The following is a 25,861-nucleotide window of genomic DNA, read 5'->3' on the forward strand; positions in this document are numbered from 1 at the left end:
CCGGTTGTGAGCAGCGATTCCCTGGTTGCGGACCAGACCGACCATCCGGGCGAGGCGATAGCCGTCGTCGCGGCCGGCGCCCTGCCGTGGCGCGTCAACAAGGACAAGCTTGAGGTCCTGCTGATCCACCGCCCCCGCTACGACGACTGGTCCTGGCCCAAGGGCAAGCTTGATCCGGGCGAGACCGTTCCGGAGTGCGCCGCCCGCGAGGTGGAAGAGGAAATCGGCCTCAAGGCTCCCCTAGGCATCCCGCTCCCGCCCATCCACTACCACGTGGCGGCGGGCTTGAAGGTGGTGCATTACTGGGCGGTCGACGTCGACGGCGCCCCGCTCCGCCCGGATGGCAAGGAGGTGGACAGCGTCATGTGGTGTTCGCCGGAGAAGGCCGCCGGCCTGCTCAGCAACCCCAGCGACCGTGCCCCGCTGGAGCACCTCGCGGCGGCGCACTCCCGCGGCGAACTGGACACCTGGCCGCTGCTGGTGTTGCGCCACGCCAAAGCCAAGCCGCGCTCCTCCTGGTCCAAGGCCGAGGGCGACCGTCCGCTGGCTGCCACCGGGACGCGCCAAGCCCAGGCCGTGGGCCGGCTCCTCCAGGCCTGGAGCCCGCCGCGGGTGGTGACGAGCCCGTGGTTGCGCTGCGTGGCCACGGTTGCGCCCTACGCCAAGGCCGTCGACGCCAAGGTGAAGCTGCACGAATCGCTGACCGAGCACCTGCACGGCAGGAGCCCGCACAAGACAGCCAACGTCGTGGAGTCCTTGTTCGACAAGGGACGCGCCGTGGCCCTGTGCACGCACCGCCCCGCGCTGCCGACGGTCTTCGCGCAGCTGGGCAAGCACATGAACTCCCGGCTGCGGGCCCTGCTGCCGTCCGCGGACCCCTTCCTCTCACCCGGCGAAATCATCGTCTGTCACGTTACGCACAGCAAGGGCAAGGTCGTGGCCGTGGAGCAGTTCCGCCCCTTCGATGACTAGGGTCCTTGACCCCGGCGCCCGCCGGCCCTAGTTTGTATCAAGTACTTGGCACATAACTGCGGGATCTTTGGGGGATTTCATGCCGGGCGAGTTCTACTTTCCATCGATGCTGCTGCTCGGCCCGATCATTGCCGCCGTGCTGGTCTACGCCGTGCTGCGCTGGGTAATCTGGGCGCCGGATACAGGCACCTCCCCGGCATCGGTGTCGGAACACGCATTGTGGGTGGGGGTCATCGGCTGGCTGGCGAGCTCGCTGCAGGGCGCCATGAATCTGGGCATCATTCCGGCCGACCCTTCCGCCGGCGGCGCCATGACGACCCCCGCGACGATTTTGCCGGCCCTTACCTGGCCGATCCTGGGCTGCCTGGGCGTACACGCGCTCGGCCAAGTCAGCTATCCGGGGCCGCGGCGAATGCGGCGGCAGACCGTCCTGTCGGTCCGGCGGATCCGCGACTTCCTGCCGCACCGGCTGGCCGCGGTCACGGCGGCCGTCTTTGCCGCCGCCGGCGCGCTCATTGTGTGGACCGCCACGCTCCCGGGGTTCGCACCCGTGCCGCCCACAACCGTGGCGGACGGCCCGTACACCCGGCAGACGCTGGGCGTTGACGGCCGTATTCCCGGGGTTGAGCTGGCCGCCTGGCTGGGCGGAGCCCTGGCCGTCCTGGCCGCCGGGACGATGCTGGTGCTGTGGCTGATTGCCAGCCGCCGCCAGTTGGAGGCCCTCGACGCCGGCGACAATGCGGTGCTGCGCACCATCGCAATGAACCGCCTGCTACGGACCGCTTCCATAGTGGCTGCGGGGCTGGGCGTGATCGCAGGCAACTTCGCAGCGCGGCCGGACCCGTCAACCGGCGTCTCGTCTTGGACGAATGCGGCCGGCCTGGCGGGCATGGGAGTCCTCTTGATGATGGGGTTTTGGGGGCCGCCGCGGCTCGCGGCCGCCGGGCTGGGCGCGCGCAACCGGCCGCCTTCAGGACTGCAGGCCGGCGGCCAGCACCCCGCGGCCCGGCTGGTCTCGTCGCTGGGTCCGCTGCTGGGACTCGCGGCGGTGGTGCCCCTGCTGGCGGGGGTCTTCATCGTCCCCGGACTGACCGCCGCCGCGGCGGGCTTCGGAATGGCGGGCTTTGCTACCCTGATGGCGGCCGCGGTGCTGGCGGTCATTGCGGCCGGCGAACTGCTCCTGCAGCGCAACTACGGCGACCCGGGAGCCCCGCGCAACTGGCCGCGGCAGCCGGTTAGCCCGGCAATGCTGACCACCGCCGTCCTGGCCCTGCTGTCGTTCCTGCTGGCCCTGGCAGTCACGGCGGTCGGTCAGGAACGGCTCTATGGAGAGCCGTACTGGGTTCCGCCGGCCCTCCTCGCGGCCGGCGGCGCGCTTGCCTCGGTGCCGGCTTTCCTCGCCGCCAGGCACCGGCAGGGGGTCCCCGGTCTTGCCGGCGGCATGGACGCCGCGCTGCGCGCCGTCACGATCCACCGGACCGTGCGGACCCTCGCGGCCCTGTTCACCGCCCAGGCCGCCGTGTTGCTGCTGACCCAGGGGCCCGCGTGGGCTGCCGTGTTTGCAGCCGAATCCTTCGGGGGACCATTCAATCCCGACGCCAACACGTGGTGGCCGGCGACCCTGGCCGGAGCGGTCCTCGGCACCCTTGCCACCATCATCGCCGTTATCCCCGTCGCCGGCCCCGCGCGCAGCCCGGCCGGACCCGTGCCGCGGCGGGACAAGGAGCCCGCCGCGTGACCGCGGGAATCTCCATCGACCTCCGCTCGGCCACACCGCCGTACGAGCAGATCCGGGCGCAGATCGCCTCGCTGATCGTCATCGGGGCGCTGCCGCCGGGAACCCGGTTGCCGACCGTCCGGCGCCTCGCCGCAGACCTCGGCATTGCGGCCGGAACCGTCGCACGTGCCTACAAGGAACTCGAACAAGCCGGGCTGATCCAGACCGGGCGCCGCAACGGAACCGTCGTCGCCGGCCCGGTCGGCGGGGACGGCCCGGGTGGCGCCCTCGGTGATGCTGTCCCGGCGCGGCCGTCGGCCGGACCGAACGCCGCGGTCATCGCCGCCGTCGACCGCTTCATTGCCGCGGGCCGCGCGGCAGGCCTCGATGACGGCGCGCTGCTCGCCGTGATGCGCGCCCGGCTCGGCCAACGCCACGAATACGGCGAGCAAGAGACTTCTCAGTAGACTGGGAGCGTGAGCATCCCAACGCCCTATGAAGACCTGCTGCGCGATGTCTTCGAGCACGGCACGCACAAATCGGACCGCACCGGCACTGGCACCCGCAGCGTTTTCGGCCGCCAGCTCCGCTTCGACCTGGCCAAGAGCTTCCCGCTGATCACCACCAAACGGGTGCACTTCAAGTCCGTCGCGGTGGAACTGCTGTGGTTCCTGCGCGGGGACAGCAACGTGAAGTGGATGCAGGACCAGGGCGTCACCATCTGGAACGAATGGGCCGACGCCGACGGCGAACTCGGCCCGGTCTACGGCGTACAGTGGCGCTCCTGGCCCACGCCCGACGGCGGCCACATCGACCAGATCGCCGAGCTGGTGGAGAACCTCAAAGCCAACCCCGATTCGCGCCGCCACATCGTCTCGGCCTGGAACGTGGCCGAGCTCAAGAACATGGCCCTGCCGCCGTGCCACGCCTTCTTCCAGTTTTACGTCGCGGACGGCAAGCTCTCCTGCCAGCTCTACCAGCGTTCCGCGGACACCTTCCTGGGTGTTCCCTTCAACATCGCCTCCTACGCCCTGCTGACGTGCATGCTGGCCCAGCAGACCGGGCTGGAACCGGGCGAATTCGTCTGGACCGGCGGCGACGTCCACATCTACGAGAACCATCTGGACCAGGTCCTCACGCAGCTGCGCCGGGAACCTTACGAATATCCGCAGCTGAAGATCACCCGCAAGCCGGAATCCATCTTCGACTACACCCTCGAGGACTTCGAGGTGGTCGGCTACCAGCACCATCCCACGATTAAGGCACCGATCGCCGTATGAGCAACGAGACCAGCAACCCCACCGAACCCGCCGAGTTCACCGAACGTCTCCGCGGCACCGTCACGGGCCTGGGCCTGGTCTGGGCGCAGACCAGCACCGGGGTGATCGGCCAGGCCGGCTCCATGCCCTGGCGCCTGCCCGAGGACATGCTGCACTTCAGCCGGCTCACCACGGGGCACCCCGTCATCATGGGCCGCAAGACCTGGGAATCCTTCCCGGACAAGTACCGGCCCCTGCCCGGCCGCACAAACATCGTCGTCACCCGGCAGGAAGACTGGGGCGGGACGCCGGAAGCGGACGGCGCCCTGGCCGTCAAGTCGCTTGACGACGCCCTGTTGGAGTCCCAGTTCGCACCGGGCCAGCAGATGGTCTGGATCATCGGCGGCGGGGAGATCTTTACCCAGTCCCTGGACCTTGCCGACGTCGCCGTGGTCACCACGATCGACACCGCCACCGAGGGCGACACCTTCGCTCCGGAGCTGGGTTACGACTGGACCGCGGAGGCCAGCCTCCCGGCCGACGGCTGGCTGACGGCAGCGAACGGCACCCGGTACCGGATTACGCTGTGGCGCCGGACGGAGGCCAAATAGTGCTGCGCAAGCCTGAAACCCTTTTTGTCCTTGGCTACATGCTGCTGCCCCTGCTCGCGCTGCTGTCCGCGATCGTGGGACTGACCATGATCCTGGGCGGCAACAAGATCACAGGGGCTATCGTGCTCGTCGTCGTCACCCAGGTCTTCGCCTTCGGTGCGGTGCTGGCCCTGCGCCGGCGCAAGAGCGCCCTGCTGGCCGAGCCCGACGGCGACTAGGGCACCCGCCGCCGGGCCACCGGGGCGGGGTGATGGGGAGATCAACCCATCGCGGGATCCCGGCTCCCCCGCTAGATTGGGGCGGGTCAGATTCTTTGGCCCGGCGGTATTGAGCCGGAATGCACTTGGTCTTGGCAGCGGCCCCTTAGGCTGTTGCCCGTAAAGGGGGGATGCCATCATGGCAGGAAACTTGTGGGGCGCCGACGTCGCCCAGCTGCGCATGCTCGCGCAGAATTTCGGCAAAACGTCCGAGACGCTCCTGCAGCAGTCGACCTCCCTGACGTCGGCCATCAACAACAACACGTCATGGAAGGGCGCCGACGGTGCCCGCTTCAAATCCGAGTGGAACTCGAACCACCGCACCCAGATTCTTCAGACCGCGCACGCCCTGAAAGAGCAGTCCAAGCGGCTGATGACCCAGGCTGACGAGCAGGAGAAAGCAAGCAACGCCGCTCCAGGCGCCGGCGGCGGCCCGGGAGTTCCGGGTGCGCCGGGTTCGCCAGGAAACTGGGCCCTCCTGGGCGGCGCTGCCGGGATCGGCGTCCTTCGGAACTTCATGGGGATCCAGAAGAACGTCAAGGCCCCGCTCACCCTGGCAAAGCATCTTGGCCAGTACGGCTGGGTTTGGAAAAATCAACGCGCCGAATTCGTGAAGAGCATGCTCACGAAGGGCCGGCACCGGCTCGGCGGCCCGGGCTTCGACACGCGGCACTTGTGGCAGAACACCCAGGGCAACAAAACCCTCGAGGGACTGCTCAAGGAGTCCACCAAGAACAGCAGGACCCTGAAGCTGATCGATCAAGCGTCTGATGTCGCTTCTTTGAAGAACCTGCAAGACATCAAGGGACCGCTGGACAAGTTCCTCGGTCCGCTGAACAAGGTCGCCAGTCTTACTGCCGAAAGATCCTTGGTTGGCGCAGGCACGAAGTACGAATGGCTCGGAAAGGCCGGGCTGGCGCGCGGCCTGGGCTGGGCCGGGGTGGGCTTCAGCGCCTACGACTCGGTCCAAAGCTTTGCGAAGGGGGACATCGAAGGGGGCCTCGGCAGCGCCTTCAAGGCCGGCCTTGGCGTCGGCTCCTTCCTGCCGCCTCCGGCCGGCACCGTCTGCCAGGTTGCCAGTGTGGGCATCGCCGTCTACGAGAACTGGGACACGATCAGCAGGGTCGGCAAGGACGTCGGTGAAGGCATCGTCAACGCCGTCAAGGATCCCGGCAAATTTGTCAGCGACACGGCCAGCAACATCAAAGATGCCGGCGAGTCCGTGGCTAAGTTCTTTAGCTTCGGGGATTAGGAGACTCATATGACCGTTCAGGACGAGACGACCCAGGAGCCCCGGCTCGGGGTCGACGTCATCGGCTTCGGGGTGGGCGAATTCGCCTACCTGCTGAATGTTTTCGAAGGTCCGGCCCGCGATCGGTCGGTCAGTGTTTTCCGCGCGGAGGAACTGGTGCAGGACGACACGCTGTCCACAGCCGGGGCGTCATCTTTGATCGCCAGGGACCTGGCGACCGTCGATGACGACGGCGACCTTGGCGTGAAGGGGGTGGCGGCCGCTGTCGCAACCGCCCTCGGACACGCGACGCGCTGGACTGAGATCTCCCTGCTCACCCAGGACAGCATGGACAACGTCGTGCTGGTCGAAGCGCCGGAGGTTGCTTTGATGCTGCAGCCCCGTGTGCTGGGAACCTGGTTCGTGTTCGCCCAAGACGCGGCCATCAGTTCGGCCGAGGCCACCCTCCGCGTGGTCCGCCAGCATGTCGAGCAGAATCCCGGGGGCACGGCTTACCTGGTCTTCAAGACCCTCGACACGGACAAGCACCTGCTGGTCCGCCGCGGAGAGGATGCGTGGGCCACCGGCATCCCCGACTTCGCCACGGACGAAGTGGCCGAAACCGACGGCCTGGACGACGCCGGACTGCTGCGCGCCATCGAGGAGTCGCGTGGCCAGGCGTAGCCGCGACGTGCCCCAGGATCCGGGCTACGTGCCCGGCCCTCCCCCGGAGGAACGCGTACGTCACCGCCTCTCCGAGGACGGCGAACTGATCGCCTACACGGACGAGGAATACGGTGTCCGGAAAGATGACGGCCACGGCATCATCAAACCCGTGAACTCGTCGCGAGGCCTACTGTTCCTGGCAATCCTGATCACCCTCGCCTTCGGCGGAATGCTCTACGGCCTGGCGCAAATCGCCATCACCGGTCAGTGGGACATTCTTGGACGCACCTGGTGGATGTTTCTGGTGATCCAAATACCGCTGATCGCCGGCTGGGCGGGCTACCTCAAGGAACGCAAGGCGGAGAAGCTGCGCAAGGCCCGCAACCTGCCGCGGCCGGTCGAGTAGCGTGCGCGCAATCGAGGAGCGCGATGGCCAAGCGTAACCGGGACGTGCCCCAGGAACCTGGCTACCTGCCGTACCAGCCTCCGGAAGCGCGGGTGATGCACCGCCTAGGAGAGAACGGCGAAATGGTCGCCTACACCGAGGAGGAGTACGGCGTGCGGAAGGACGACGGGCTGGGCATCATCAAGCCGGTCAACTCCTCAGGCGGCCTGCTGGTCCTGTCCCTACTGATGACCGCCCTGTTCGGACTGATGCTTTACGGCGTTGTCCAGATGGCTTTGACCGACCAATGGAACATCATGGGCGAGATCTGGTGGATGTACGTGCTGGTCCTCTTTCCGCTCTTCGCCGGCTGGGCCGGCTACGTCAAGGAACGCAAGGCGGAGAAGCTGCGCAAGGAACGCAACCTGCCGCGGCCGGTCGAGTAGCGTGCGCGCAATCGAGGAGTGCCGTGGCCAAGCGTAACCGGGACGTGCCCCAGGAATCTGGCTACGTGCCTTACCAGCCTCCAGAACAGCGGGTGATGCACCGCCTAGGAGAGAACGGCGAGATAGTCGCCTACACCGAGGACGAGTACGGCGTGCGGAAGGACGACGGGCTGGGCATCATCAAACCGCTCAACAGCGCCAACGGCATTCTCTTCCTTGCCATCCTCCTGACGATCGGCATGGGAGGGCTGGTCTACTTCGTCGTCCAGGTCATCAGGCAAAGCGCCTGGCACATCGCCGGCGAGGTGTGGTGGGTCTTTCCCGCCTGCATCTTCCCTTTCATCGCCGCCTGGTACAACTACGTCAAGGAACGCAAGGCGGCGAAGCTGCGCAAGGCCCGCAACATGCCGCGGCCGGTCGAGTAGCCACTGCCGCCCCCGGCGGGCCCCCGCGTGACGTAACCGACTGCGGCCGGGCCGCCGCAAAGTCTAAACTGGCCCAATGACTACAGCAGCTACCCCGTCCGTCGGACTGGTCGGTTGGCGTGGCATGGTTGGCTCCGTCCTGATGCAGCGCATGCAGGACGAGGGCGACTTCGCCAACATCAACCCGGTCTTCTTCTCCACCTCGAACGCCGGAGGTGCCGCTCCGGCCGTGGCCGGCGCGGCGGCCGGCGCGGCCGGCAAGCTCGAGGACGCGTTCGACGTCGAGACGCTGGCGAAGCTGCCGATCATTGTCACCGCCCAGGGCGGCGACTACACCAAGCGCGTCCACGGCGAGCTGCGCAGCCGCGGCTGGGACGGCCTCTGGATCGACGCCGCCTCCACCCTGCGGATGAACGACGACTCGATCATCGTGCTGGACCCGATCAACCGCGACGTCATCGACGCCGGCCTCTCCGGCGGCGTCAAGGACTACATCGGCGGCAACTGCACGGTCTCCTGCATGCTGATGGGCCTCGGCGGGCTGTTCAAAAACGGCCTGGTCGAGTGGGGCACCTCGATGACCTACCAGGCAGCGTCCGGCGGCGGCGCCCGGCACATGCGCGAGCTGCTGAGCCAGTTCGGCACGCTCAACGCCGAGGTCAGCAGTGAACTGGACGACCCGGCGTCGGCCATCCTGGAGATCGACCGCAAGGTCTTGGCGCACCAGCGCACCGACATCGATGCGACCCAGTTCGGCGTGCCGCTGGCCGGCTCGCTGATCCCCTGGATCGACGCGGACCTCGGCAACGGCCAGTCCAAGGAAGAGTGGAAAGCCGGGGTGGAGACGAACAAGATCCTCGGCACCGCCGGCGAAAACCGCGTCATCATGGATGGCCTGTGCGTCCGGATCGGCGCCATGCGCTCGCACTCCCAGGCTCTCACGCTCAAGCTGCGCGAGGACCTCTCCGTCGCCGAGATCGAGAAGCTCCTCGACGCGGACAACGAATGGGCCACCGTGGTGCCCAACACGAAGGAAGCCTCGATGGCGGACCTCACCCCGGTGGCGGCCTCCGGCACGCTGGACATCCCGGTAGGCCGCATCCGCAAGCTCGAAATGGGCCCGGAGTACATCAGCGCCTTCACCGTCGGCGACCAGCTGCTCTGGGGCGCAGCGGAGCCGCTGCGCCGCATGCTGAAGATCGCCACCGGCACGCTCTAAGCACCGCCGGTGTCCTCCAGCCCGAGGAACCTCCGGTACTTCGCGGCCTGCAGCTCAAAGGATTTCCGAGCGGCAGGCCGCAGTCCGTTAACGTCGTCGAAGGGCTCCGGCACGACGGCGCCGCGCCGCCCCTTCGCGGCCGCGGACCAGGTACCGATCACCTCGCCGCCGGCCACGATGGTTTTCTTGAACACCCCGTTGCCGCCCGGGACGATTTTGTCCGCGTGGTGCGCGGGCAGGGCGATGGACCGGTCGGTGTAGCCCAGGAGGTATTCGTCGAAGGCCGGCAGTGCCAGCACGCTGCGCTGGCCGGGGACGCCGCCGTCGAGCAGGGCCGCCGTCTGCGGCGAGAGCCAGTAGGACGTCCCCTCGAACTCCAGCTCCACCAGCTTCTCCCGCACTGCGGCCAGCGCCGCGCGGGTCTCCGTCACCGGAATGCCGGACCACCACGCAAAGTCCCGCTCGGTGGCAGGGCCGTGGCTGAACAGGTAGCGCAGCAGCCATTCGGCGATCCCTTCCTGACGGCCCAGCCGCCGCGAGGTGGTAATCCAGTCATCAAAGGCGACCACCAGCTGCTGGTTCCCGGCCAGCGGACCCTGCACCAGCAGCCCCTGCTGGCACAGCACGCCGAGCAGATGAATGCCGCGCTGGCCGGCGGTGGACTGGCCGGATTGTTCGAACGCCCGGAACAGCTCCGCCCGGCTGGCCGCCGACCCGCCGGAGACCCGCAGCAGCGCCGCCTCGGTGGCGGCGTCGATGTCCGCAGCGGAGATGCCAAGTTCCCGGTGCCGCCCGGCGAGGCCTTTGATCAGTCGGCCGGAGGTGATATCCAACACCCACCTCAGGTCCTCCGGCGCGAGCAGATGCAGCGTGCCGCGCATCGGCCAGGAGCGGACCACCTCGCCGCGGTCCAGCGCCGCGCGGACATCGGCCACGCGGGAGTCCCTGACGCGCTGTCCCACCGCCCACAGCGAGGCCTGCAGGTCCTGCGCCTGCATGGCCGTCATGCCCCGGACCGCGGCCGGCACGGAGCCGAAACCCGGGCCGGACAGCCCCTGCGCGGCCAGACGGAGCCGGCCCATAACGCTCCGGCTCAGACGCGTGCGCACCACTGCTGCCATGACAACATCCTAGGGCCGGGGCACGACGGTCCGTGGGGCCACGGTAGTGCCCGGTTGCCGCCCGTCACCCTCCCAGCCTGCGCCCAGCCGGATTACTTAAAGTGGATGCATGACTTTGGCTGATGTGTGGCCGCGGCTGCGGCCCGCGTGCAGGAGGCTGGCCCTGCTGGGCTGGGCCTCCAGCGCGGCCGGCATGGCGGCTGGCCTCGCCGTCGCCATCGCCAGCGGCACCCGCCTCTCCCCCATGATGACAACGTTCCAGACCGTCTCCGCCGTGTGCATGGTGATCGCGGTGGCCAGCTTCGTGACCGCGGCGACGCTCCAGCCGCGGACCCCGGCACTGCCGGACGGAGACCGGCGCGAGCTTGAGCTCGATCCCGGTGCGGAATTTCCCGCCACGGTGCAGAGCTTCCTGCTCGGCTCGCTCGCGCTGCTGGCCGGCGCGGTGGCCTTCGCCTGCGCCGGTCTGCTGCTGCGCAGCGGGCCCAGCGCCCAGTCCGTGGCGTTCTGCCAGGTCTTTCTGCTCGGCGCTGCGGCCTCCGGTTTCACTTTTATGCTCTTCAGTAAGGTGACCCCGCGCCGCGGCAGGAACTAGCACCGCCTGCTGCGGCGTCCTAGAGCTCGACGCCGATCAGCAGCGGTTCGGGGTGCAGTTCAATGCCGAAACGTTCGACGACGCCGCGGCGCACCTCCCGGGCGACCGCCAGCAGGTCCGCAGCGCTGGCGCCGCCCCGGTTCGTGATCGCCAGGGTGTGCTTGGTGGACAGGGCGGCGCGCCCGCCGGACACGCTGCCCGGGTCAAGCCCGAATCCCTTCCCGTAGCCGGCCTGGTCGATCAGCCACGCCGCGGAGAGCTTGGTCAGCCCGTCGGCGCCGCCCGGGTAGCGGGGAGCGTCCGCGGGCAGGCCCGCGGCGACCTCGGCCGGGACGATGGGGTTCGTGAAGAAGGAGCCGGTGGAGTAGGTGTCCCGGTCCGCGGGGTCCAGGACCATGCCCTTGGAAGCCCTGAGCCGGAGCACCTCGCGCCGGACGTCGTTGGCGTAGGCCCGCTGGCCGGTGTCGACGCCGAGGGCCCGGGCCAGCTCGGCGTAGCGGACCGGGGCGCTCATCCGGCCCAGCGGCAGCTGGAATTCCACTGTCAGCACCACGTACCGCGGGGACCCGCCGGAGGTGGTCTTCTTCAGAAGGGAGTCGCGGTAGCCGAACTTCAGCTCCGAGTTCGTGAACGTCTGCACGGCACCGCGTTCGCGGTCCCAGGTGCGCACCGCGGCAATGGTTTGCGAGACGTCCGCTCCGTAGGCGCCGACGTTCTGTACCGGGGTCGCGCCGGTGGCGCCGGGGATCCCGGACAGGGCCTCCAGGCCGGACCAGGCATGCCTGACGGCGTGCTCCACCAGGGCGTCCCAGTTATGGCCGGCCTGGACCACGACGGCGACGCCGCCGCACGAGTCCTCGGCGTTGACGCTGAAGCCCTCGGACGCGATTTTCAGCACCGTGCCGGGGAACCCGTCGTCCGCGACCAGCAGGTTGGAGCCGCCGCCGATGATCAGCAACGGCTCGCCGGCGGCGTCGGCCGTGCGGACGGCGTCGATGATCTCCGCCTCGGTGCGGGCTTCGACGTAGGTGGCGGCCGGGCCGCCGACGCCGGCCGTGGTCAGGGCGGAAAGCAGAGTCTGGGTCACCCCACCAGCCTAGCCGGGTTCGGCGTGTCCCCGGAAAGGCGGCAGGGCCGGGCCTAGGCGGCCTTGCGCGCCACCGGGGAGAGCAGGAAACTGACCACGAGCATCACCATGACGGCCAGCAGCGAGTGCAGGATGCCGACGTGCTCGGCCAGCAGTCCTAGCAGGGGCGGCCCGCAGAGGAATGCGCCGTAGCCGATGGTGGAGACCACCGAGACGCGCGCGGCTGCCTTGACGGGGTCGTCCGCGGCGGCGGACATGCCCACCGGGAAGCCCAGCGAGGCGCCCAGCCCCCAGATGGCCAGGGCGACATAGGCCAGCCAGGGAACCGGCGCGAAGACGAACAGGCCCAGTCCGGCCACGGCCAGCGCCGCGCACCAGCGCATCACCGGGACCCGGCCGTAACGGTCCAGCACCAGGGTGCCGGCAAAGCGGCCCACGGTCATGAAAGTGACGAAGAGACCGTACCCGGCGGCTCCGGCGGCGTCGGACTGGCCGTGGCCGTCGGCGAGCGCCAGGGCCACCCAGTCCCCCGCCGCCCCCTCGGCCAGGGCCAGGCCCAGGACCAGGACGCCGAGCAGCAGGGTCCGGCGGTCCCGCCAGGCCTGCGCGATCTGCCGCTTGTTGTCCAGCGGCTCGTCCGGGCCCTGCGTGGCCTGGCTGATAATCGGCAGCGGACCGGTGGAGGGATCCTCGAAGGTGTCCGTCCCGGCCGGGGTGAAGTCTTTCGTGTCCTCCACCGGGGTGATGTCGGCGCGGAACCAGCGCGCGGCCGTGGCCACGGAGCCGGCGACCAGCAGGCCGACGGCGGCCAGGTGCCAGAAGACCGGCACGCCGGTGCCGGCAGCCCAGGCCCCTGCGCCGGCACCGGCGACGGTGCCCAGGCTGAACGCGCCGTGCAGCCGCGGCATGATGTGCCGCCGGACGGCGCGTTCGACGGCGGCGCCCTCCACGTTGGAGGCCGTGTTCCAGCTGGCCGTGCCAAGTCCCACCACAACCAGCCCTGCGGCGACGGCCAGCGGGTTGACCAGGATCGAGGTCCCGAACCCGGCAAGGACCAGGCCCGTGCCCACCATGATGCTGCCGATCCGGATGGTCTGCTTGGAGCCGAAACGCAGCACGATCAGCCCGGACGCGGAGACGGAGACGAAGGAGCCCAGGGTCATGCACAGCAGCAGCAGGCCGACGTTGCCGGGCGTGAGGTCGAGTCCGTCACGGATGGCCGGCAGCCGGGACACCCAGCTGGCGAAGGCTATGCCGCTGAAGGCGTAGGCGGCGACGACGGCGTTGCGCCAGCGGGTCACCTCGGCGGACGGGGCGGCACGCACCCTCACGGCAGCATCATGCGTCAGGCCAGCCTGACGACGGCCTGGGCCTTCATGAGGACCTTCTGCCCGCCCGCGACGACGGTGAGGTCCACGCGGGCGGTGCCCGCGTCGGCGTCGAGCGCCCCAATGGCAGCACTGACCTCGATCACCGCCCCGGCCTCCGGGGTGCCCGTGGTGTCGGCGACCGGGACCGGCTTGCTGAAACGGGTCTGGAAGTCGACGACGGCGGCCGGATCGCCGGCCCAGTCGGTCACGTGCTGGACGGCGGCGCCCATGGTGAACATGCCGTGCGCAATCACGCCGGGCAGGCCGACGCCGGTGGCGAAGGCCTCGTTCCAGTGGATCGGGTTGAAGTCACCGGAGGCGCCCGCGTACTTGACGAGGTCGGTGCGGGTGACCTCGATGCTGCGGCTGCCGAGGTCCTGGCCGACCGTCAGTTCTGAAAATGTGGGTGTCATGGCTACTGTCCCTCTCCGCGGACCAGGATGGACGAGGTGGTGGTGGCGACGGCGTCGCGCTTCCCGACGCCGGGCTCCTCGCCGGCGAGGGCGAAAATTTCGGAGCGGGTGGTGATCATGGCGCCGCCCCCCATCGCGCGGACGCCGTCGACGTGCAGTTCGGCGACCAGCCGGTCGCCGGCGACGATCGGGCGGTGGTGGACGAAGCGCTGGTCGGCGTGCACCACGCGGGAGAAGTCGATGCCGGAATCAGGATCCTCGATCAGCTGCGCGTCTGCCCGCTGCGCGACGATGATCGCGAACGTCGGCGGGGCCACGAGGTCGCCGTGGCCCAGGGCCCGCGCGGCGTCCACGTCGAAGTGGGCGGGGTGGGAGGCCTTTACCGCGCGCGCGAACGCGCGGATGGTCTCGCGGCCGACGTCGTACACCTCTGCGGCAGGGTAACTGCGGCCCTGCAGATCCGGATTGATAGTCATGGTTCCAGCCTAGCGCCCTGCCTCCGGGCGCCTTTTCCGTTACCTCCGACGGCGGGCCTTGCGCAGCAGCGATATGATGGAAACATCAATCCAGCAATCCGCGGCGGAGAGTGATCCGGCTGCGGGCCGAGAAAGCGCAGGACCGCGATGATTCCCGCAGCGCAGACACCCTTGTACGAGATCAAGGCCAACCTGTTCAAGGCCCTCGCGCACCCGGCGCGGATCCGGGTGCTGGAACTGCTGGCGGCGGCACCGGACACCGCGGCGCCGGTCAGCTACCTGCTGGCCGAGACGGGCCTGGAGGCCTCGCATCTGTCACAGCATCTGGCCACCCTCCGCCGGCACCGGGTGGTGACTTCGGTGCGGACCGCCAACGCCGTGACCTACCGGCTGGCCCACCCGAAGATCGCCGAGCTGCTGGCCATTGCCAGGATCTTCCTGCTGGACAGCCTCGCCGAATCGGGCGAACAACTGCGGCTGGCGCAGGAACTCCCGGCCACGCCCCGCCAGGCGGCCGGCTCATGACCGCCGGGACAGCAACCAGGGCGGTCCGCGGCGCCCGGGGCTACCTGACCCGGTTCCTGCCCTCCCGCCGCGACTACGACGGGCTGCGCCGGTCCTGGCGGACGGATCTGCTCTCCGGCGTCACCGTGGGCATCGTGGCCCTCCCGCTGGCCCTTGCGTTCGGGGTGAGCTCCGGGGTGGGCGCCGAGGCCGGGCTGATCACGGCGGTGGTGGCCGGATTGGTGGCCGCCGTGATGGGTGGTTCCCACGTCCAGGTATCCGGGCCCACCGGGGCCATGGTGGTGGTCCTTGCCCCCGTGGTCGCCACACACGGCGCCGGCAGCATTGCCCTGGTCTCCGTGATGGCCGGGCTGCTGGTCATCCTCCTCGGCGTCAGCGGCCTGGGCCGGGCCGTGGCGTTCATCCCGTGGCCCGTGGTGGAGGGGTTCACCCTGGGCATCGCCGCCATCATCTTCCTGCAGCAGGTGCCGATGGCCATCGGCACCGAGGGCGTGCCGGGCCACAACACCCTGCTGGCCGCCGTCGAGAGCGCAGCCACGGCCACCGCGCCCGCCGTGCTGCAGACCCTCGCCGTGGTGGCTGGCGTCGCCGCCGTGATGTTCCTGCTGCCCCGGTTCACCAAGGCCGTCCCGGCCAGCCTGGCCGCCGTGCTGCTGGCCACCGTGGCCGCCGAACTGCTGGACCTGCAGATCCCACGGATCGGCGCGTTGCCGCATTCTCTGGCCGCGCCGTCCCTGCCGTCACTGGACCCGGCGTCCCTGGGCGGGTTGTTCATGCCCGCGGTGTCCATCGCCACACTCGCGGCCATCGAGTCGCTGCTGTCCGCGCGGGTGGCCGCCGGCATGGTCGGTCCCGACGGCCGGCCTACCGGAACCTACAGCCCGGACCGCGAACTTACCGGCCAGGGCCTGGCGTCAGTGGCGGCGGGGTTCTTCGGCGGCATGCCGGCGACGGGGGCGATCGCCCGGACCGCCGTCAACGTCCGTTCCGGGGCGAAAACGCGGCTGGCGGCGATCGTGCACGCTTTGGTGCTGCTGGCCATCATTTACCTGGCGGCAGGGCTGGTGGGCAGGATTCCATTGGCGGTGCTGGCCGGGATCCTGATGGTCACGGCCACGAGGATGGTCTCGCGGCAGACCGTGGTGGCGGTGTTGCGCTCCACCCGGGCCGATGCGTTCGTTTTTGTCCTGACCGCGCTGATCACCGTGGCGTTCGACCTGATCGTGGCGATTGAGATCGGGCTGGTGGCGGCCGCGCTGTTCACGCTGCGCAAGTTCGCCTCGCTCAGCGGGGTGCAGCGCGAGGAGATCCCGGGCCCGCCCGCGCCCGGGGACAGGCACATCGCCATTCTCCGGCTGGACGGGGCCATGTTCTTCGGCGCCGCGGAGCGGGTGCTGCAGGAAATCAGCCAGGTCAAGGACATCCAGGTGGCGATTATCCGGCTCTCGCAGGTGCGGATGCTCGACGCGACCGGCGCCCACACGCTGGTGGACGTCGTCTCGGCGCTGGAGTTGCGCGGCGTCACGGTGCTGCTCAAGGGCATCCAGCCGCAGCACCTGGACCTGGTGACCAATGTGGGCGTGATCCGGTCCCTGCGGCACCACAAACATTTGTTCGCCAGCCTGCCCGAGGCCGTGGAGCACGCCCGCAGCCATGTACTGCGGAACGCCGCCGCTAGCGCCTGAGGTTTTTCCGGATGGTCTGGCCGCGGACCACGATGCCGGCGATGTGCAGGATGAGGCCCACGCCGATGACGGCCAGCGAGCCGAAGGCCAGGCCCTGGTTGCCGGTGGTGTTGCCGACCAGGTTGAGCACGATGCCGACGGCGATCAGTCCCATGGCGCTGAAAACGAGCACCTTGTAGGTGGTTGACGCGGTGGCCCAGAATTCGTTCAGCACCAGGCCAGTCTACGGGGATCAGAACAGGGCTTCCTGGACGGCGGGGATCTCGGAGCGGTGGTCTCCCAGCTCGATGGTCCGCGCCTTCAGCTCGCCGAGGTTGACGATGAAGTCAAGGTCGGAGCCGTCGAGGCGGGCCAGTGCCACGCCGCCGCTCAGCGCCGCGATCCGGAAGCCATGTTCCGCCGAGCCCAGGTCATGCGGATAGGCGTGCCGGGCAGCGGGCGTGCAGGCTGCGTCGGCCAGCCCGGGCCGCAGCCACCGTTCGTCCACGACCTCGAAACCCTCCAGGCCGGCTCCGCGCAGCAGCACCCGCACCCCGGCCGCGAGCCGGCTGTTCAGCTCGTCCAGGGCGGCGGCGGGCCGCGGGGCCGTGAGCCCGGCGGCCTTCGCTGCCGAGCGGACCTGCTGCGGCAGCCCGGCGTCACGCGTGACGAGGTCCTCCAGGATCCTGACCACCCGCCCGTCGTCGGCGCGGGCGACGTAGCGGGCGGCCACGGCTCCCTGCTCCGCGAGCCGGTGCCATTTCCGCAGGTTCGCCGCGGTGCCCACCTTGCTGGCGCCGTTGGCGAACGTGGCGACGTAGAGCCAATGCGGCTGCATCAGGTAACTGCGGAGCCCCGGCGGGACGTAGCCGCCGCGGTGGAAGTCATGGATCAGTCGTGAATCGTCCACGGCGAAGCACGGTCCGCACTGGTTTCCCCGCGCCGCCTGGGCCCGGTCCGGGCAGCTGACGTAGTCGCGGTCCGTGGGGCCGTGCACCTTGTGGTGGCCCAGGCACCGCTTATCCCGGGCGGTGAGCCGGAAGCCAAGCCGCGTCCCGGCGTCGAGCGCCAGCTCGGTAAAGGCGCCCGAACTGTCCTGCAGGCGCAGCGCCGCGCCGCCGGCACCGGGCTGACCAACAACCGGATCAGCCGGCGCCGGACCATGCCAAAAGACCCCGTGGACCAGATAACGGGTATCGGTCACGGGGTCTCCTTGCTGGCCGGGGCCGGCTACAGGGCCGGCTGCACCCCAAAGGCTACCGCGAGCTTCATGATCTTCTCGGCACGGCCCAGGCGGGGCAGGTCGGAGCCGTCGCGGATGACGCGGCCGCTGGCCTCGAAGTCGGCCATGAAGTCGGTGGCCCAGGCAACGTCGGACGGCGTGGGGCTGATGACCTCGTTGATGACGCTGGTCTGGTCGGTCGCGAGGCAGAGCTTGCCGGTCATGCCCATCATCACCGTGATGCCGGTCTGCTCGCGCAGGATCGGGTGGTTGGTGCCCACCGTGGGGCCGTCAATGGGGCCGGGCAGGTTGCCGACGCGGCTGGCGACGACGAGCTTGGCCCGCGGGTAGGCCATCGCTTCCGGGGTGGCCGCCATGCCGGTGTCGCGGCGGAAGTCACCGGAACCGAAGGCCAACCGGAACGCGCCCTGGGCCTTGGCGATGTGGTTGGCTTCCTCGATGCCGACGGCGGACTCGACCAGCGGGATGACCGGGGTCTTGCCATCCATGCGGTGGTAGCTCTCGGTGACCTGGTCCGCGGACTCGGTCTTGGCGAGCATCACGCCCAGCAGCCCCGGGGTGCCGCGCAGGCCTGCCAGGTCATCGGCCCAGAACGGGCTGGTGGCGTCGTTGATCCGGACCCAGGCGTTGCCGCCGGCGGTCAGCCAGTCCACAACGTGCTCGCGGGCTGCGTCCTTCTGCGACGGGTCCACCGCGTCTTCGATGTCCAGGATGATGGCGTCCGCGCGGGACTCCGCGGACGGTCCGAAGAGTTCCGGCTTCATGGCGTTGACCAGCAGCCAGGAGCGGGCGATTTCGGCCGGAACGTTGCGCTGGGGCCGGACAATCCCGGCGGTGGTGGTAGAGGTCATGTCTCTACGCTAACCGCCCGGGGCCGCCCGCCGCCAAGTAAGACCCCTGTTTGGGCCGACCAATACGACCAAAATCATCCCCGGACCCGACTGGCCCGCAGTAGTTGTCTGAAATGACAAGAACTGCGGGCCAGTGAGATGGAGGCGTGCGGGCGCGTCCGGCTTAGGGGATGTTACTGCCCCGGGCGGTGATCCAGAGCCGGTACCACTCGGCCCGGGTCATCGCCGCGGCGACCTCGGCAGCGCCGGCGCAGGCCCGGATCCGTTCCGGCTTTGCGGTTCCGATCACGGGGGCGATGCCGGCCGGGTGCTTCATCAGCCAGCCCAGGACTACGGCCTCGCCCGTGGTGCCCTTCGCCGCCGCCATTTCGGCCACGAGTGCCGCGGTGGCCGTCTCCGCGGCACTCGGGTCCGCCGCCGGCGCGCCCGTGTACAGGCCGCGGGCCAGCGCCCCGTAGGCCTGCAGCGTGATGCCGCGCCGGACGCAGTGCTCCACGGTGCCGTGCGGGAAGCTGTAGTCCGTGCCCTCGGCGTGGTTGACCAGCACGGTGCTCTCCAGCCATGCCCGCGCGGACAGGCTCATTTCCAGCTGGTTGGCCACCACGGGCACCTCGAGCCGGTCCTGCAGCAGTTCGATCTGCGGCGCCGACATGTTGGAGACGCCCACTGCGCGGACCTTGCCTTCGGCCATGAGCTGCCCGACGGCGGAGGCCACCTCGGCCGGGTCCAGCAGCGGGTCCGGGCGGTGCAGCATCAGCACGTCCAGGTAGTCCGTCCGCAGCCGGGCCAGGCTCTCGTTGACCCGGTCCAGGATGCCGTCCCGGCTCAGGTCGTAGAACGCCTCAAGGCCCTGCTCGCCGAGGCGGATGCCGCACTTGGTCTGCAGCCGGATCCGCTCCCGCAGGCCGGGCGTCCGCGCCAGGACCTCGCCGAACACCGCCTCGGCCTTGCCGCTGCGGTAAATGTCGGCGTGGTCGAACAGGGTGATGCCGGCGTCCAGGGCGGCCTGGACGGCAGCGGCCGCCTCGTCCACGTGCGCGGACGAGTACGGCTCCGCCGACCAGCTGCCGCCCAGGCCCATGCAGCCATAAATCAGCTCCTGGGTGGGGATCAGCTCCTGGGTCGCGTTCGGCTCCTGGGTTGCGTTCGGCTCCTGCCCGGCCGGCTCCGGGTCCCCCGGCAGGCCGGCGGGCCCGGCCGAGAGGGTCCCGGCGGAGGGGGTGGTCACCGCAGCCAGACGGTGGTGTTGCCCGGGAGCATCTGCCCGTCCAGCGGGCCGCTGCTGACCAGCACCTCACCGGCCGGGAGCTCAACGGCGTCGTCCCCGAAGTTGGTCACAGACTGCCAGCCGCCGTGGCGGCGGAAGTGCAGCACATCAGCGTGGCCGGTCTCCAGCCATTCCAGCTCCTCCGAGGTCTGCAGCTCGCGGCGCAGCTTCAGGGCCTGGCGGTAGAACTCCAGGGTGGAGCCCTCCACCCCGTCCTGGGCGGCAACGGCGTAGCGGCTGAACCAGGCCGGCTGCGGCAGGTGTGCGCCGCCGTCGCCGAAGCCGAAGGAGGAACCTTCCGGGGCCCAGGGCAGCGGCACCCGGCAGCCGTCGCGGCCGATCTCGACGCCCTTGTTGCGGAAGAAGGTGGGGTCCTGGCGTTCGGCGTCGGGAATCTCGGCGACCTCCTGCAGGCCCAGTTCCTCGCCCTGGTACAGGTAGGCAGAGCCGGGCAGCGCGAGCATCAGCAGGGTCGCGGCGCGGGCGCGGCGCAGGCCCAGTTCGACGTCGAGCTCCTCGGCAGGGGCGCCGGCCAGCAGCCAGCCCTTGCCGTCCTGGCCCTTGGCGTGCCGACCGCCGCCCTTGGGCAGGCCGTAGCGGGTGGCGTGCCGGACGACGTCGTGGTTGGAGAAGACCCAGGTGGAGGAGGCCCCGGACTCGGTGGCCTCGGCGAGGTTGCGGGTGATGATTTCGCGGAACTCGTCGGCGTCGAAGTCAGCCTGCAGCAGGTCGAAGTTGAACGCCTGGCCCAGCCCCTCCGGGCTGGCGTAACGGGCGCGGCGGGATGCGTGCACCCAGGCCTCGGCGACGGCGGTGCGCGGCGGGTTGTACTCGTTGAAGACCTCGCGCCATTCGACGTAGATCTCGTGCACCTCATCGCGGTCCCAGAACGGGTGCGAGCCGTCGATGTGCCCGTCAGCACCGGTTCCCGCCTCGCTCAGCTCAACCCTGGACAGCAGCGGCTCGGTGAGGTCCTTGGTCAGGGCGTGGGCAACGTCGACGCGGAAACCGTCCACGCCGCGGTCGGACCAGAAGCGCAGGGTCTTGAGGAAGTCGTCGCGGATCTCGCGGTTGGACCAGTTCAGGTCCGGCTGCTCCTTGGCGAAGATGTGCATGTACCACTGGCCGGGGGTGCCGTCCGGCTCGGTGATGCGCTCCCAGGCCGGGCCACCGAAGACGGATTCCCAGTCCGACGGCGGGATCTCGCCGTTGTCCCCCTTGCCGTCGCGGAAGATGTAGCGATCACGGGCAGCCGAACCGCGGGGGGAGGCGAGGGCTTCCTGGAACCACACGTGGCGGTTGGAGGAGTGGTTCGGGACGATGTCCGCGATCAGCTTGATGCCGGCGGCGTGCAGGGCGGCGGACATCTCGTCGAAGTCCTCCAGCGTGCCGAGCTTGGGGTCGACGTCGCGGTAGTCGTCGACGTCGTAGCCGCCGTCGGCGAGGGCGGAGGGGTAGAACGGGGAGAGCCAGACGGCGTCGATGCCGAGTTCCTTCAGGTACGGGACCTTGGCGGTGATGCCCTTGATGTCGCCGAGGCCGTCGCCGTTCGAGTCGGCGAAGCTGCGCGGGTAGATCTGGTACACGGATGCCTGGCGCCACCAGTTGGGGTCGGCGGCGAGGTCGGAACCGGACAGGGTGGCCAGCGTGGCGGTGTTCGACAAGGTGAATCCTTCGGGGCTGGGGTGCGGTGTCTGAGGGACGCGGTGCTTGGAAACCCCGCGTCTGATACTTTAGATACAAGCTAAATCTATTGCCGGTTCAATTATGGGTCCGTCTTCACGGGGAGGTCAAGATTCCGAAGCCGCAAGCCGCCGCCACGCCCCAGCTGCTGCGCCGGGTCAACGCCCAGGCCGTGCTGGCCGCCGTCCGCGGCACCGAGGTGGCCACCGGCACGGACCTGATGGCATGGACCGGCCTCACCCGGGCGTCGGTAATTGCCGTCTGCGAGGACCTGATCCGGCGCGGCTGGATCCGCGAACTGGACGCCCCCCGGAAGGACGCACCCGCCACCGGCAGCCCGCAGAAGGGCCGGCCCGCGCGGCGGTTCGAACTCCGGGCGCGGGCCGGCGTCGTCCTTGGCCTCGACATCGGCGCCGCGACCACCACCGCGGCCGTCGCCGACCTGCGGGGCACGGTCCTGGGCCGCGCCAGCGGCAGCTTCCGCACCGCGGACATCCCCGCCGCGGAGCGGATCAGCGTGGTGGACCGGGCCTGCCGGCAGGCGCTGGAGGCAGCCGGCGAAACCCCGGACAAGGTCCTGGCCGTCGGAGCGGGGATTGCCGCGCCGGTGGACCGCCGCGGCAACGTGCTCTCCGCCCAGCACTTCTGGAGCCTGTTCGACGTCGGGCTCCGCTCGGCACTGCTGGACCTGCACGGCTGGACCGTGCTGCTGGAGAACGACGCCAACCTGGCCGCGCTCGGCGAACGCTGGCGCGGATCCGGCGCCGGCGTGGACGACCTCGTGGTGCTCCTGGCCGGCGAGCGCCTCGGCGCGGGCATGCTGGAGTCCGGCCGGCTACTGCACGGCGGCGGCGGCGCCGGCGAGATGGGCTTCCTGGACATGGTGGAGGGCGTTGGCTCCAGCGACGGCATCGCCAGCCTGGCCCGGCAATGGCAGGCCGCGGCCGGCGGACCGGCGGCCGGCGGCGCAGCCAGCGCCCGGCGTGTGTTCGAGGATGCTGCGGCCGGGGATCCCGCCGCCCTCGACATCCTGGAGCGACTCTCGGAGCGGATGGCCCGTGTGATCGCCGCGATTGCCAGCCTGATCAACCCCGAGCAGGTGGTGATCGGCGGCGCCGTCGCAGATTCGGCCGCGGCGCTGCTGCCCGGCATCAGCGCCGCGCTGCCGCGTTTCACCGCCACTCCCCCGCGGGTGACCGTCTCGCCGCTGGGCGACCGGATTGTGACGGTCGGCGCCATCCGGCACGCCCTGGATTTCGTCGAAGCCAACGCGCTGGAACTGGAACTGGCCGGCTGACCCGTCCGCGGGGCGCCGTTTTACCCACGAGGAGTAGCTCAAGATTCGGCAACGATTGACTACCCAACTCGAAAGTTTCCCGCAGGTTTAGTGATATTGCGCTATCCCATCCGTAGACTGGCGTCACTCTGGTCACTTGCGGCCGCCCAGCTGACCCGTCGGCCGGGCGGCGGTCTCATGAAAGCTAAAACGTGAACTCTTTACGGATGAAGACTGCGTTGCTTGCCGCGCTTGTCCTTGCCTTGGCCTCGGTCCCGGCTGTCGGAACGGCGCCCGCCTTCGCCGAGCTGGCGCCGACGCCGGCCGCGACGGGCACAGCCACCACCGCGCCAGTGGCTCCGGCGGCAACTCCAACGCCGGCCCCCACCACTGCCGCCCCGGCTCCCGCCGCGACGACGGTCCAGCCGACGACGGTCCAGCCGGCCACGGTCCAGCCGAGCCCCAGTCCCTCCGCCACGGCCGGGTCGCCGCTGACGACGATTGAGTCACTCCCGGTGCAGGGCGGCGAGGAGCCGATCATCGCGCACACGTTCGAAAACCCGCCCCCGACCGGCAAGAAGGGTGCACCCGCCGGGGCCGCCCGGCTCAGCACGGAGTCGTACTCGCTGGCCCGCTCCGGCGACATCAAGGTACGCCTGGTCCTGGTCCAGCTGGCGGACCGTAAGGCGACCATCCCGCTGGACGCGGCTAAAGCCGCCATCAGCACCAGCAGCAACTACTGGAAGACCATGTCCAACGGCCGGTTGTCGATGACCGTGACCAAGGTTGAGAACCGCAACAGCAAGGCCACCTCCGGCCAGAGCTACCCGGACATGATGAACACGATCTCCAATGAGCTCGGCTGGACGCCCAACCCCTACACGGCCCTCGTCGTCTTCGTCTCCAGCCCCACGCTCTCGGACGGCGCGTACGGTGCCGGCTGGAGCTACCAGGGCACCAGCGGCCGGGTCATCATGCCGCTCCCGGCGTCACTGACCAACAGCGTCCTGACGCACGAATTCGGCCACGTGCTCGGCCTGATGCACGCCAACGCCCTGCAGTGCGGCAGCGGCGCCCAGGACGTCGCGACGAACGCGGACGGAACGTTCGCTGACGGCAGCTGCTACATCCGTGAATACGGAGACAGCCTGGACCTGATGGGCGTCTCCCAGACATCCCAGCCCACGATCAGCTCCACCCTGTGGGCCTACGGCGGCTTCGGCCGCGGCGATGAAATCATCGACGCCGGGACCGTTACCGACGTGAAGAAGATTTCCCTGACGGCCTGGGCCGGCACCGCCGCAAGGCGGGCCGTGAAGTTCCGGGATGCCGTCAGCGGCGAAGTGTATTACCTCGAACTGCGGCTGCCGGTCAGCTACGACACCGCCAAGGCCGTCTACCTCAACAGCGGCGTCAAGATTGTCCAGCAGCTCGGGGCGGGCTCGCTGATCCTGCTGCCCGACTCCCGGCCCTTCGACGGCTACTACAACTCCCGCCAGGCCTGGCAGGCCGGTCAGACGTTCACCACCCACGCCGGCACGCGCGTGCGGATCGACGGAATCGGCTCTACCTCCGCCTCCGTCACCGTCGAGTCACTGGCCTCGATTGTCGGCAAGGCCATCGCCGCAGCGGCGGCAGCCACGCCTGCCCTCGGGAACCCGACGACCGCCGTCGGCTGCGGCCTCACCGGCGGCGGCTGCTACCGGAACTTCCAGGGCGGCTCCGTGCACTGGAGCCCCCGCACCGGCGCGGTCGCAACCCTCGGTGCCATCAAGGCAGCCTGGGGCGCGCTGGGCTACGAGCGGGGCAAGCTTGGCTACCCGACCGGCGTCCAGCGCTGCGGGCTGGCCGGCAGCGGCTGCACCCAGTCCTTCCAAAACGGCGCCATCTACTGGACCAGCCGCACCGGGGCCTTCGCACTCCTGGGCGGCATCCGCACCGCCTGGGGAGGCACGGGTTACGAAAACGGCAAGCTCGGCTACCCCCTGAGTAACGAAACCTGCGGCCTGATCAATGGCGGCTGCTACCAGAAATTCCAGGGCGGCACCATTCACTGGTCGCAGGCCACCGGAGCCGTCCCCACCTGGGGCGCCATCCGCGCCACCTGGGCGGCACTGGGCTATGAACGGGGCAAACTGGGCTACCCGGCAGGCAAGGAAACCTGCGGACTGGCCGGCGGCGGCTGCTACCAGTCCTTCCAAGGCGGCACCATCCACTGGACGTCGGGCACGGGCGCCGTCGCCACCTTGGGCGCCATCCGCAGCAGCTGGGGAAAGCTTGGCTACGAAAACGGAAAACTCGGCTACCCCACCGCGAACGAAACGTGCGGACTGGTCAATGGCGGCTGCTCGCAAAAGTTCCAGGGCGGCGCGATCCACTACGCCCCCGGGGTCGGGGCCTTCGGCACCTGGGGGCCGATCCGGGCCGCCTGGGGCGCCCGCGGGTACGAAACCGGGAAGCTCCGCTACCCCACCAGCAACGTCGTCTGTGCGCAAACGGACAGTTGTGACCAGAACTTCCAGGGCGGCGCCATCCACTGGACCGCTTCATCGGGGGCTATTGCCACCATGGGGCCAATCGGCACCGCCTGGGCCGGCTTGGGCTCCGCGCGGGGCAAGCTCGGCTACCCCGTAGCCAACGAGGTCTGCGGACTGGCTAGCGGCGGCTGCTCCCAGAGGTTCCAGGGCGGCACCATCCATTGGTCCCCCGGCACCGGCGCCCGCGCCACCTGGGGAGGCATCCGGTCCACCTGGACCTCGCTGGGCGCCGAGCGCGGCAAGCTCGGCTACCCCCGGGGCAATGAAACCTGCGGTCTGCCAAACGGCGGCTGCTACCAGCAGTTCCAGGGTGGCGACATTCACTGGTCTCCGGCTACCGGCGCCTACGCCACCTGGGGCGGCATCCGCTCCACTTGGGGCAGCTTGGGCTACGAACGCGGCAAACTCGGCTACCCGTCCGGCAGGGAAGTCTGCGGACTGCTCAATGGCGGCTGCTACCAGTCATTCCAGGGCGGCACCATCCACTGGTCCCCGGCCACCGGCGCCAAGGCCACCTGGGGCGGCATCCGCTCCACCTGGGGCAGCCTGGGCTACGAACGCGGCA

Annotated in this window: 27 protein-coding genes; 17 read left to right on the plus strand and 10 right to left on the minus strand. The window is 69.6% G+C overall.

The features are described 5' to 3' along the window. Positions 1-6: 6 nt before the first annotated feature. The 12 genes from ABIN76_RS15935 to asd all read left to right on the plus strand — a co-directional run bounded on the left by ABIN76_RS15935 (position 7) and on the right by asd (position 9,188). Positions 7-972: an NUDIX domain-containing protein gene (locus tag ABIN76_RS15935; RefSeq protein WP_346960649.1), complete on the plus strand. Its 966-nt coding sequence runs from the start codon at positions 7-9 to the stop codon at positions 970-972. Positions 973-1,078: 106 nt separating this feature from the next. Further along, positions 1,079-2,710: a hypothetical protein gene (locus ABIN76_RS15940; protein WP_346960650.1), complete on the plus strand. Its 1,632-nt coding sequence runs from the start codon at positions 1,079-1,081 to the stop codon at positions 2,708-2,710. Continuing rightward, on the plus strand, positions 2,707-3,156 hold the full coding sequence (locus ABIN76_RS15945) for a GntR family transcriptional regulator (protein ID WP_346960651.1): 450 nt from the start codon (positions 2,707-2,709) through the stop codon (positions 3,154-3,156). The genes ABIN76_RS15940 and ABIN76_RS15945 overlap by 4 nt, the downstream gene beginning before the upstream one ends. 9 nt (positions 3,157-3,165) lie before the next feature. Continuing rightward, positions 3,166-3,969: a thymidylate synthase gene (locus ABIN76_RS15950; RefSeq protein ID WP_346960652.1), complete on the plus strand. Its 804-nt coding sequence runs from the start codon at positions 3,166-3,168 to the stop codon at positions 3,967-3,969. Next, entirely contained in the window at positions 3,966-4,559 is a 594-nt protein-coding gene (locus ABIN76_RS15955; protein ID WP_346960653.1) for a dihydrofolate reductase, read from the plus strand. Before ABIN76_RS15950 ends, ABIN76_RS15955 begins: the two co-directional genes overlap by 4 nt. Further along, entirely contained in the window at positions 4,559-4,777 is a 219-nt protein-coding gene (locus ABIN76_RS15960) for an NF038396 family protein (protein WP_346960654.1), read from the plus strand. The genes ABIN76_RS15955 and ABIN76_RS15960 overlap by 1 nt, the downstream gene beginning before the upstream one ends. Positions 4,778-4,955: 178 nt before the next feature. Further along, positions 4,956-6,068: a WXG100 family type VII secretion target gene (locus ABIN76_RS15965; protein WP_346960655.1), complete on the plus strand. Its 1,113-nt coding sequence runs from the start codon at positions 4,956-4,958 to the stop codon at positions 6,066-6,068. 9 nt (positions 6,069-6,077) lie between these two features. Beyond that, a complete protein-coding gene (locus ABIN76_RS15970) occupies positions 6,078-6,731 on the plus strand; it encodes a hypothetical protein (RefSeq protein WP_346960656.1) in 654 nt (217 codons plus the stop codon). Further along, positions 6,718-7,119: a hypothetical protein gene (locus ABIN76_RS15975; protein ID WP_346960657.1), complete on the plus strand. Its 402-nt coding sequence runs from the start codon at positions 6,718-6,720 to the stop codon at positions 7,117-7,119. Before ABIN76_RS15970 ends, ABIN76_RS15975 begins: the two co-directional genes overlap by 14 nt. 23 nt (positions 7,120-7,142) lie before the next feature. Beyond that, the gene (locus ABIN76_RS15980) at positions 7,143-7,544 is read left to right on the plus strand and encodes a hypothetical protein (RefSeq protein ID WP_346960658.1); all 402 of its coding nucleotides are present in this window, start codon (positions 7,143-7,145) and stop codon (positions 7,542-7,544) included. 95 nt (positions 7,545-7,639) lie between these two features. Continuing rightward, positions 7,640-7,969: a hypothetical protein gene (locus ABIN76_RS15985; protein ID WP_346960659.1), complete on the plus strand. Its 330-nt coding sequence runs from the start codon at positions 7,640-7,642 to the stop codon at positions 7,967-7,969. Positions 7,970-8,045: 76 nt separating this feature from the next. Beyond that, positions 8,046-9,188, plus strand: coding sequence for an aspartate-semialdehyde dehydrogenase (gene asd, locus ABIN76_RS15990; protein WP_346960660.1), 1,143 nt, complete (start codon positions 8,046-8,048; stop codon positions 9,186-9,188). Here asd and ABIN76_RS15995 read toward each other — a convergent pair. Next, positions 9,185-10,309 carry a winged helix DNA-binding domain-containing protein gene (locus tag ABIN76_RS15995; protein WP_346960661.1) on the minus strand — a complete coding sequence of 375 codons (1,125 nt, stop codon included), beginning with the start codon at positions 10,307-10,309 and terminating at the stop codon, positions 9,185-9,187. The genes asd and ABIN76_RS15995 overlap by 4 nt on opposite strands. A gap of 109 nt (positions 10,310-10,418) precedes the next feature. Here ABIN76_RS15995 and ABIN76_RS16000 point away from each other — a divergent pair, with 109 nt between their 5' ends. Then, positions 10,419-10,904, plus strand: coding sequence for a hypothetical protein (locus tag ABIN76_RS16000; protein ID WP_346960662.1), 486 nt, complete (start codon positions 10,419-10,421; stop codon positions 10,902-10,904). Positions 10,905-10,923: 19 nt separating this feature from the next. Here the strand turns inward: ABIN76_RS16000 and ABIN76_RS16005 are convergent, their stop codons facing one another. The 4 genes from ABIN76_RS16005 to ABIN76_RS16020 are packed head-to-tail and all read right to left on the minus strand — an operon-like array spanning position 10,924 to position 14,250. Continuing rightward, on the minus strand, positions 10,924-11,991 hold the full coding sequence (locus ABIN76_RS16005) for a UDP-N-acetylmuramate dehydrogenase (protein WP_346960663.1): 1,068 nt from the start codon (positions 11,989-11,991) through the stop codon (positions 10,924-10,926). A 53-nt stretch (positions 11,992-12,044) separates the two neighbouring features. Further along, positions 12,045-13,322, minus strand: coding sequence for an MFS transporter (locus ABIN76_RS16010; RefSeq protein ID WP_346960664.1), 1,278 nt, complete (start codon positions 13,320-13,322; stop codon positions 12,045-12,047). Between the two features lie 14 nt (positions 13,323-13,336). Further along, complete coding sequence (locus ABIN76_RS16015; RefSeq protein ID WP_346960665.1) at positions 13,337-13,774, minus strand: MaoC family dehydratase; 438 nt, start codon at positions 13,772-13,774, stop codon at positions 13,337-13,339. Positions 13,775-13,776: 2 nt separating this feature from the next. Beyond that, positions 13,777-14,250: a MaoC family dehydratase N-terminal domain-containing protein gene (locus tag ABIN76_RS16020; protein WP_346960666.1), complete on the minus strand. Its 474-nt coding sequence runs from the start codon at positions 14,248-14,250 to the stop codon at positions 13,777-13,779. A 147-nt stretch (positions 14,251-14,397) separates the two neighbouring features. Here ABIN76_RS16020 and ABIN76_RS16025 point away from each other — a divergent pair, with 147 nt between their 5' ends. After that, positions 14,398-14,775: a metalloregulator ArsR/SmtB family transcription factor gene (locus tag ABIN76_RS16025; RefSeq protein WP_346960667.1), complete on the plus strand. Its 378-nt coding sequence runs from the start codon at positions 14,398-14,400 to the stop codon at positions 14,773-14,775. After that, complete coding sequence (locus tag ABIN76_RS16030) at positions 14,772-16,460, plus strand: SulP family inorganic anion transporter (protein WP_346960668.1); 1,689 nt, start codon at positions 14,772-14,774, stop codon at positions 16,458-16,460. The genes ABIN76_RS16025 and ABIN76_RS16030 overlap by 4 nt, the downstream gene beginning before the upstream one ends. On the opposite strand, the gene ABIN76_RS16035 is transcribed toward ABIN76_RS16030, so the two are convergent. The 5 genes from ABIN76_RS16035 to ABIN76_RS16055 form a co-directional block, all read right to left on the minus strand. After that, positions 16,450-16,674, minus strand: a complete 225-nt coding sequence (locus tag ABIN76_RS16035; RefSeq protein ID WP_346960669.1) for a DUF3188 domain-containing protein — start codon at positions 16,672-16,674, stop codon at positions 16,450-16,452. The genes ABIN76_RS16030 and ABIN76_RS16035 overlap by 11 nt on opposite strands. A gap of 18 nt (positions 16,675-16,692) precedes the next feature. After that, positions 16,693-17,643, minus strand: a complete 951-nt coding sequence (locus ABIN76_RS16040; RefSeq protein ID WP_346960670.1) for a DUF2797 domain-containing protein — start codon at positions 17,641-17,643, stop codon at positions 16,693-16,695. Between the two features lie 26 nt (positions 17,644-17,669). After that, positions 17,670-18,533: a CoA ester lyase gene (locus ABIN76_RS16045; protein ID WP_346960671.1), complete on the minus strand. Its 864-nt coding sequence runs from the start codon at positions 18,531-18,533 to the stop codon at positions 17,670-17,672. Between the two features lie 163 nt (positions 18,534-18,696). Then, positions 18,697-19,644 (minus strand): aldo/keto reductase, encoded by a 948-nt coding sequence (locus ABIN76_RS16050; RefSeq protein WP_346960676.1) that lies wholly within the window; start codon positions 19,642-19,644, stop codon positions 18,697-18,699. Between the two features lie 113 nt (positions 19,645-19,757). After that, on the minus strand, positions 19,758-21,464 hold the full coding sequence (locus tag ABIN76_RS16055; RefSeq protein WP_346960672.1) for a glycoside hydrolase family 13 protein: 1,707 nt from the start codon (positions 21,462-21,464) through the stop codon (positions 19,758-19,760). 89 nt (positions 21,465-21,553) lie between these two features. Between ABIN76_RS16055 and ABIN76_RS16060 the strand changes: the two genes are divergently transcribed. Both ABIN76_RS16060 and ABIN76_RS16065 read left to right on the plus strand, forming a co-directional pair. Then, a complete protein-coding gene (locus ABIN76_RS16060) occupies positions 21,554-22,780 on the plus strand; it encodes an ROK family protein (RefSeq protein WP_346960673.1) in 1,227 nt (408 codons plus the stop codon). A 206-nt stretch (positions 22,781-22,986) separates the two neighbouring features. After that, positions 22,987-25,861 (plus strand): M43 family zinc metalloprotease (locus tag ABIN76_RS16065; RefSeq protein ID WP_346960674.1); only part of this gene is annotated, 2,875 nt, incomplete at its 3' end.

The organism is uncultured Arthrobacter sp., assembly GCF_964021775.1.
Classification (GTDB): Bacteria; Actinomycetota; Actinomycetes; order Actinomycetales; family Micrococcaceae; genus Arthrobacter.

What these genes read in the sequence shown, in the direction of transcription:
- ABIN76_RS16020 (WP_346960666.1), bottom strand. Translation starts at nt 14,250, where the DNA reads ATGACTATCAATCCGGATCTGCAGGGCCGCAGTTACCCTGCCGCAGAG.
- asd (WP_346960660.1), top strand. Translation starts at nt 8,046, where the DNA reads ATGACTACAGCAGCTACCCCGTCCGTCGGACTGGTCGGTTGGCGTGGC.
- ABIN76_RS15940 (WP_346960650.1), top strand. Translation starts at nt 1,079, where the DNA reads ATGCTGCTGCTCGGCCCGATCATTGCCGCCGTGCTGGTCTACGCCGTG.
- ABIN76_RS15985 (WP_346960659.1), top strand. Translation starts at nt 7,640, where the DNA reads ATGCACCGCCTAGGAGAGAACGGCGAGATAGTCGCCTACACCGAGGAC.
- ABIN76_RS16045 (WP_346960671.1), bottom strand. Translation starts at nt 18,533, where the DNA reads ATGACCTCTACCACCACCGCCGGGATTGTCCGGCCCCAGCGCAACGTT.
- ABIN76_RS15970 (WP_346960656.1), top strand. Translation starts at nt 6,078, where the DNA reads ATGACCGTTCAGGACGAGACGACCCAGGAGCCCCGGCTCGGGGTCGAC.
- ABIN76_RS15980 (WP_346960658.1), top strand. Translation starts at nt 7,143, where the DNA reads ATGGCCAAGCGTAACCGGGACGTGCCCCAGGAACCTGGCTACCTGCCG.
- ABIN76_RS16025 (WP_346960667.1), top strand. Translation starts at nt 14,398, where the DNA reads ATGATTCCCGCAGCGCAGACACCCTTGTACGAGATCAAGGCCAACCTG.
- ABIN76_RS15965 (WP_346960655.1), top strand. Translation starts at nt 4,956, where the DNA reads ATGGCAGGAAACTTGTGGGGCGCCGACGTCGCCCAGCTGCGCATGCTC.
- ABIN76_RS16000 (WP_346960662.1), top strand. Translation starts at nt 10,419, where the DNA reads ATGACTTTGGCTGATGTGTGGCCGCGGCTGCGGCCCGCGTGCAGGAGG.
- ABIN76_RS15995 (WP_346960661.1), bottom strand. Translation starts at nt 10,309, where the DNA reads ATGGCAGCAGTGGTGCGCACGCGTCTGAGCCGGAGCGTTATGGGCCGG.
- ABIN76_RS15955 (WP_346960653.1), top strand. Translation starts at nt 3,966, where the DNA reads ATGAGCAACGAGACCAGCAACCCCACCGAACCCGCCGAGTTCACCGAA.
- ABIN76_RS16015 (WP_346960665.1), bottom strand. Translation starts at nt 13,774, where the DNA reads ATGACACCCACATTTTCAGAACTGACGGTCGGCCAGGACCTCGGCAGC.
- ABIN76_RS16030 (WP_346960668.1), top strand. Translation starts at nt 14,772, where the DNA reads ATGACCGCCGGGACAGCAACCAGGGCGGTCCGCGGCGCCCGGGGCTAC.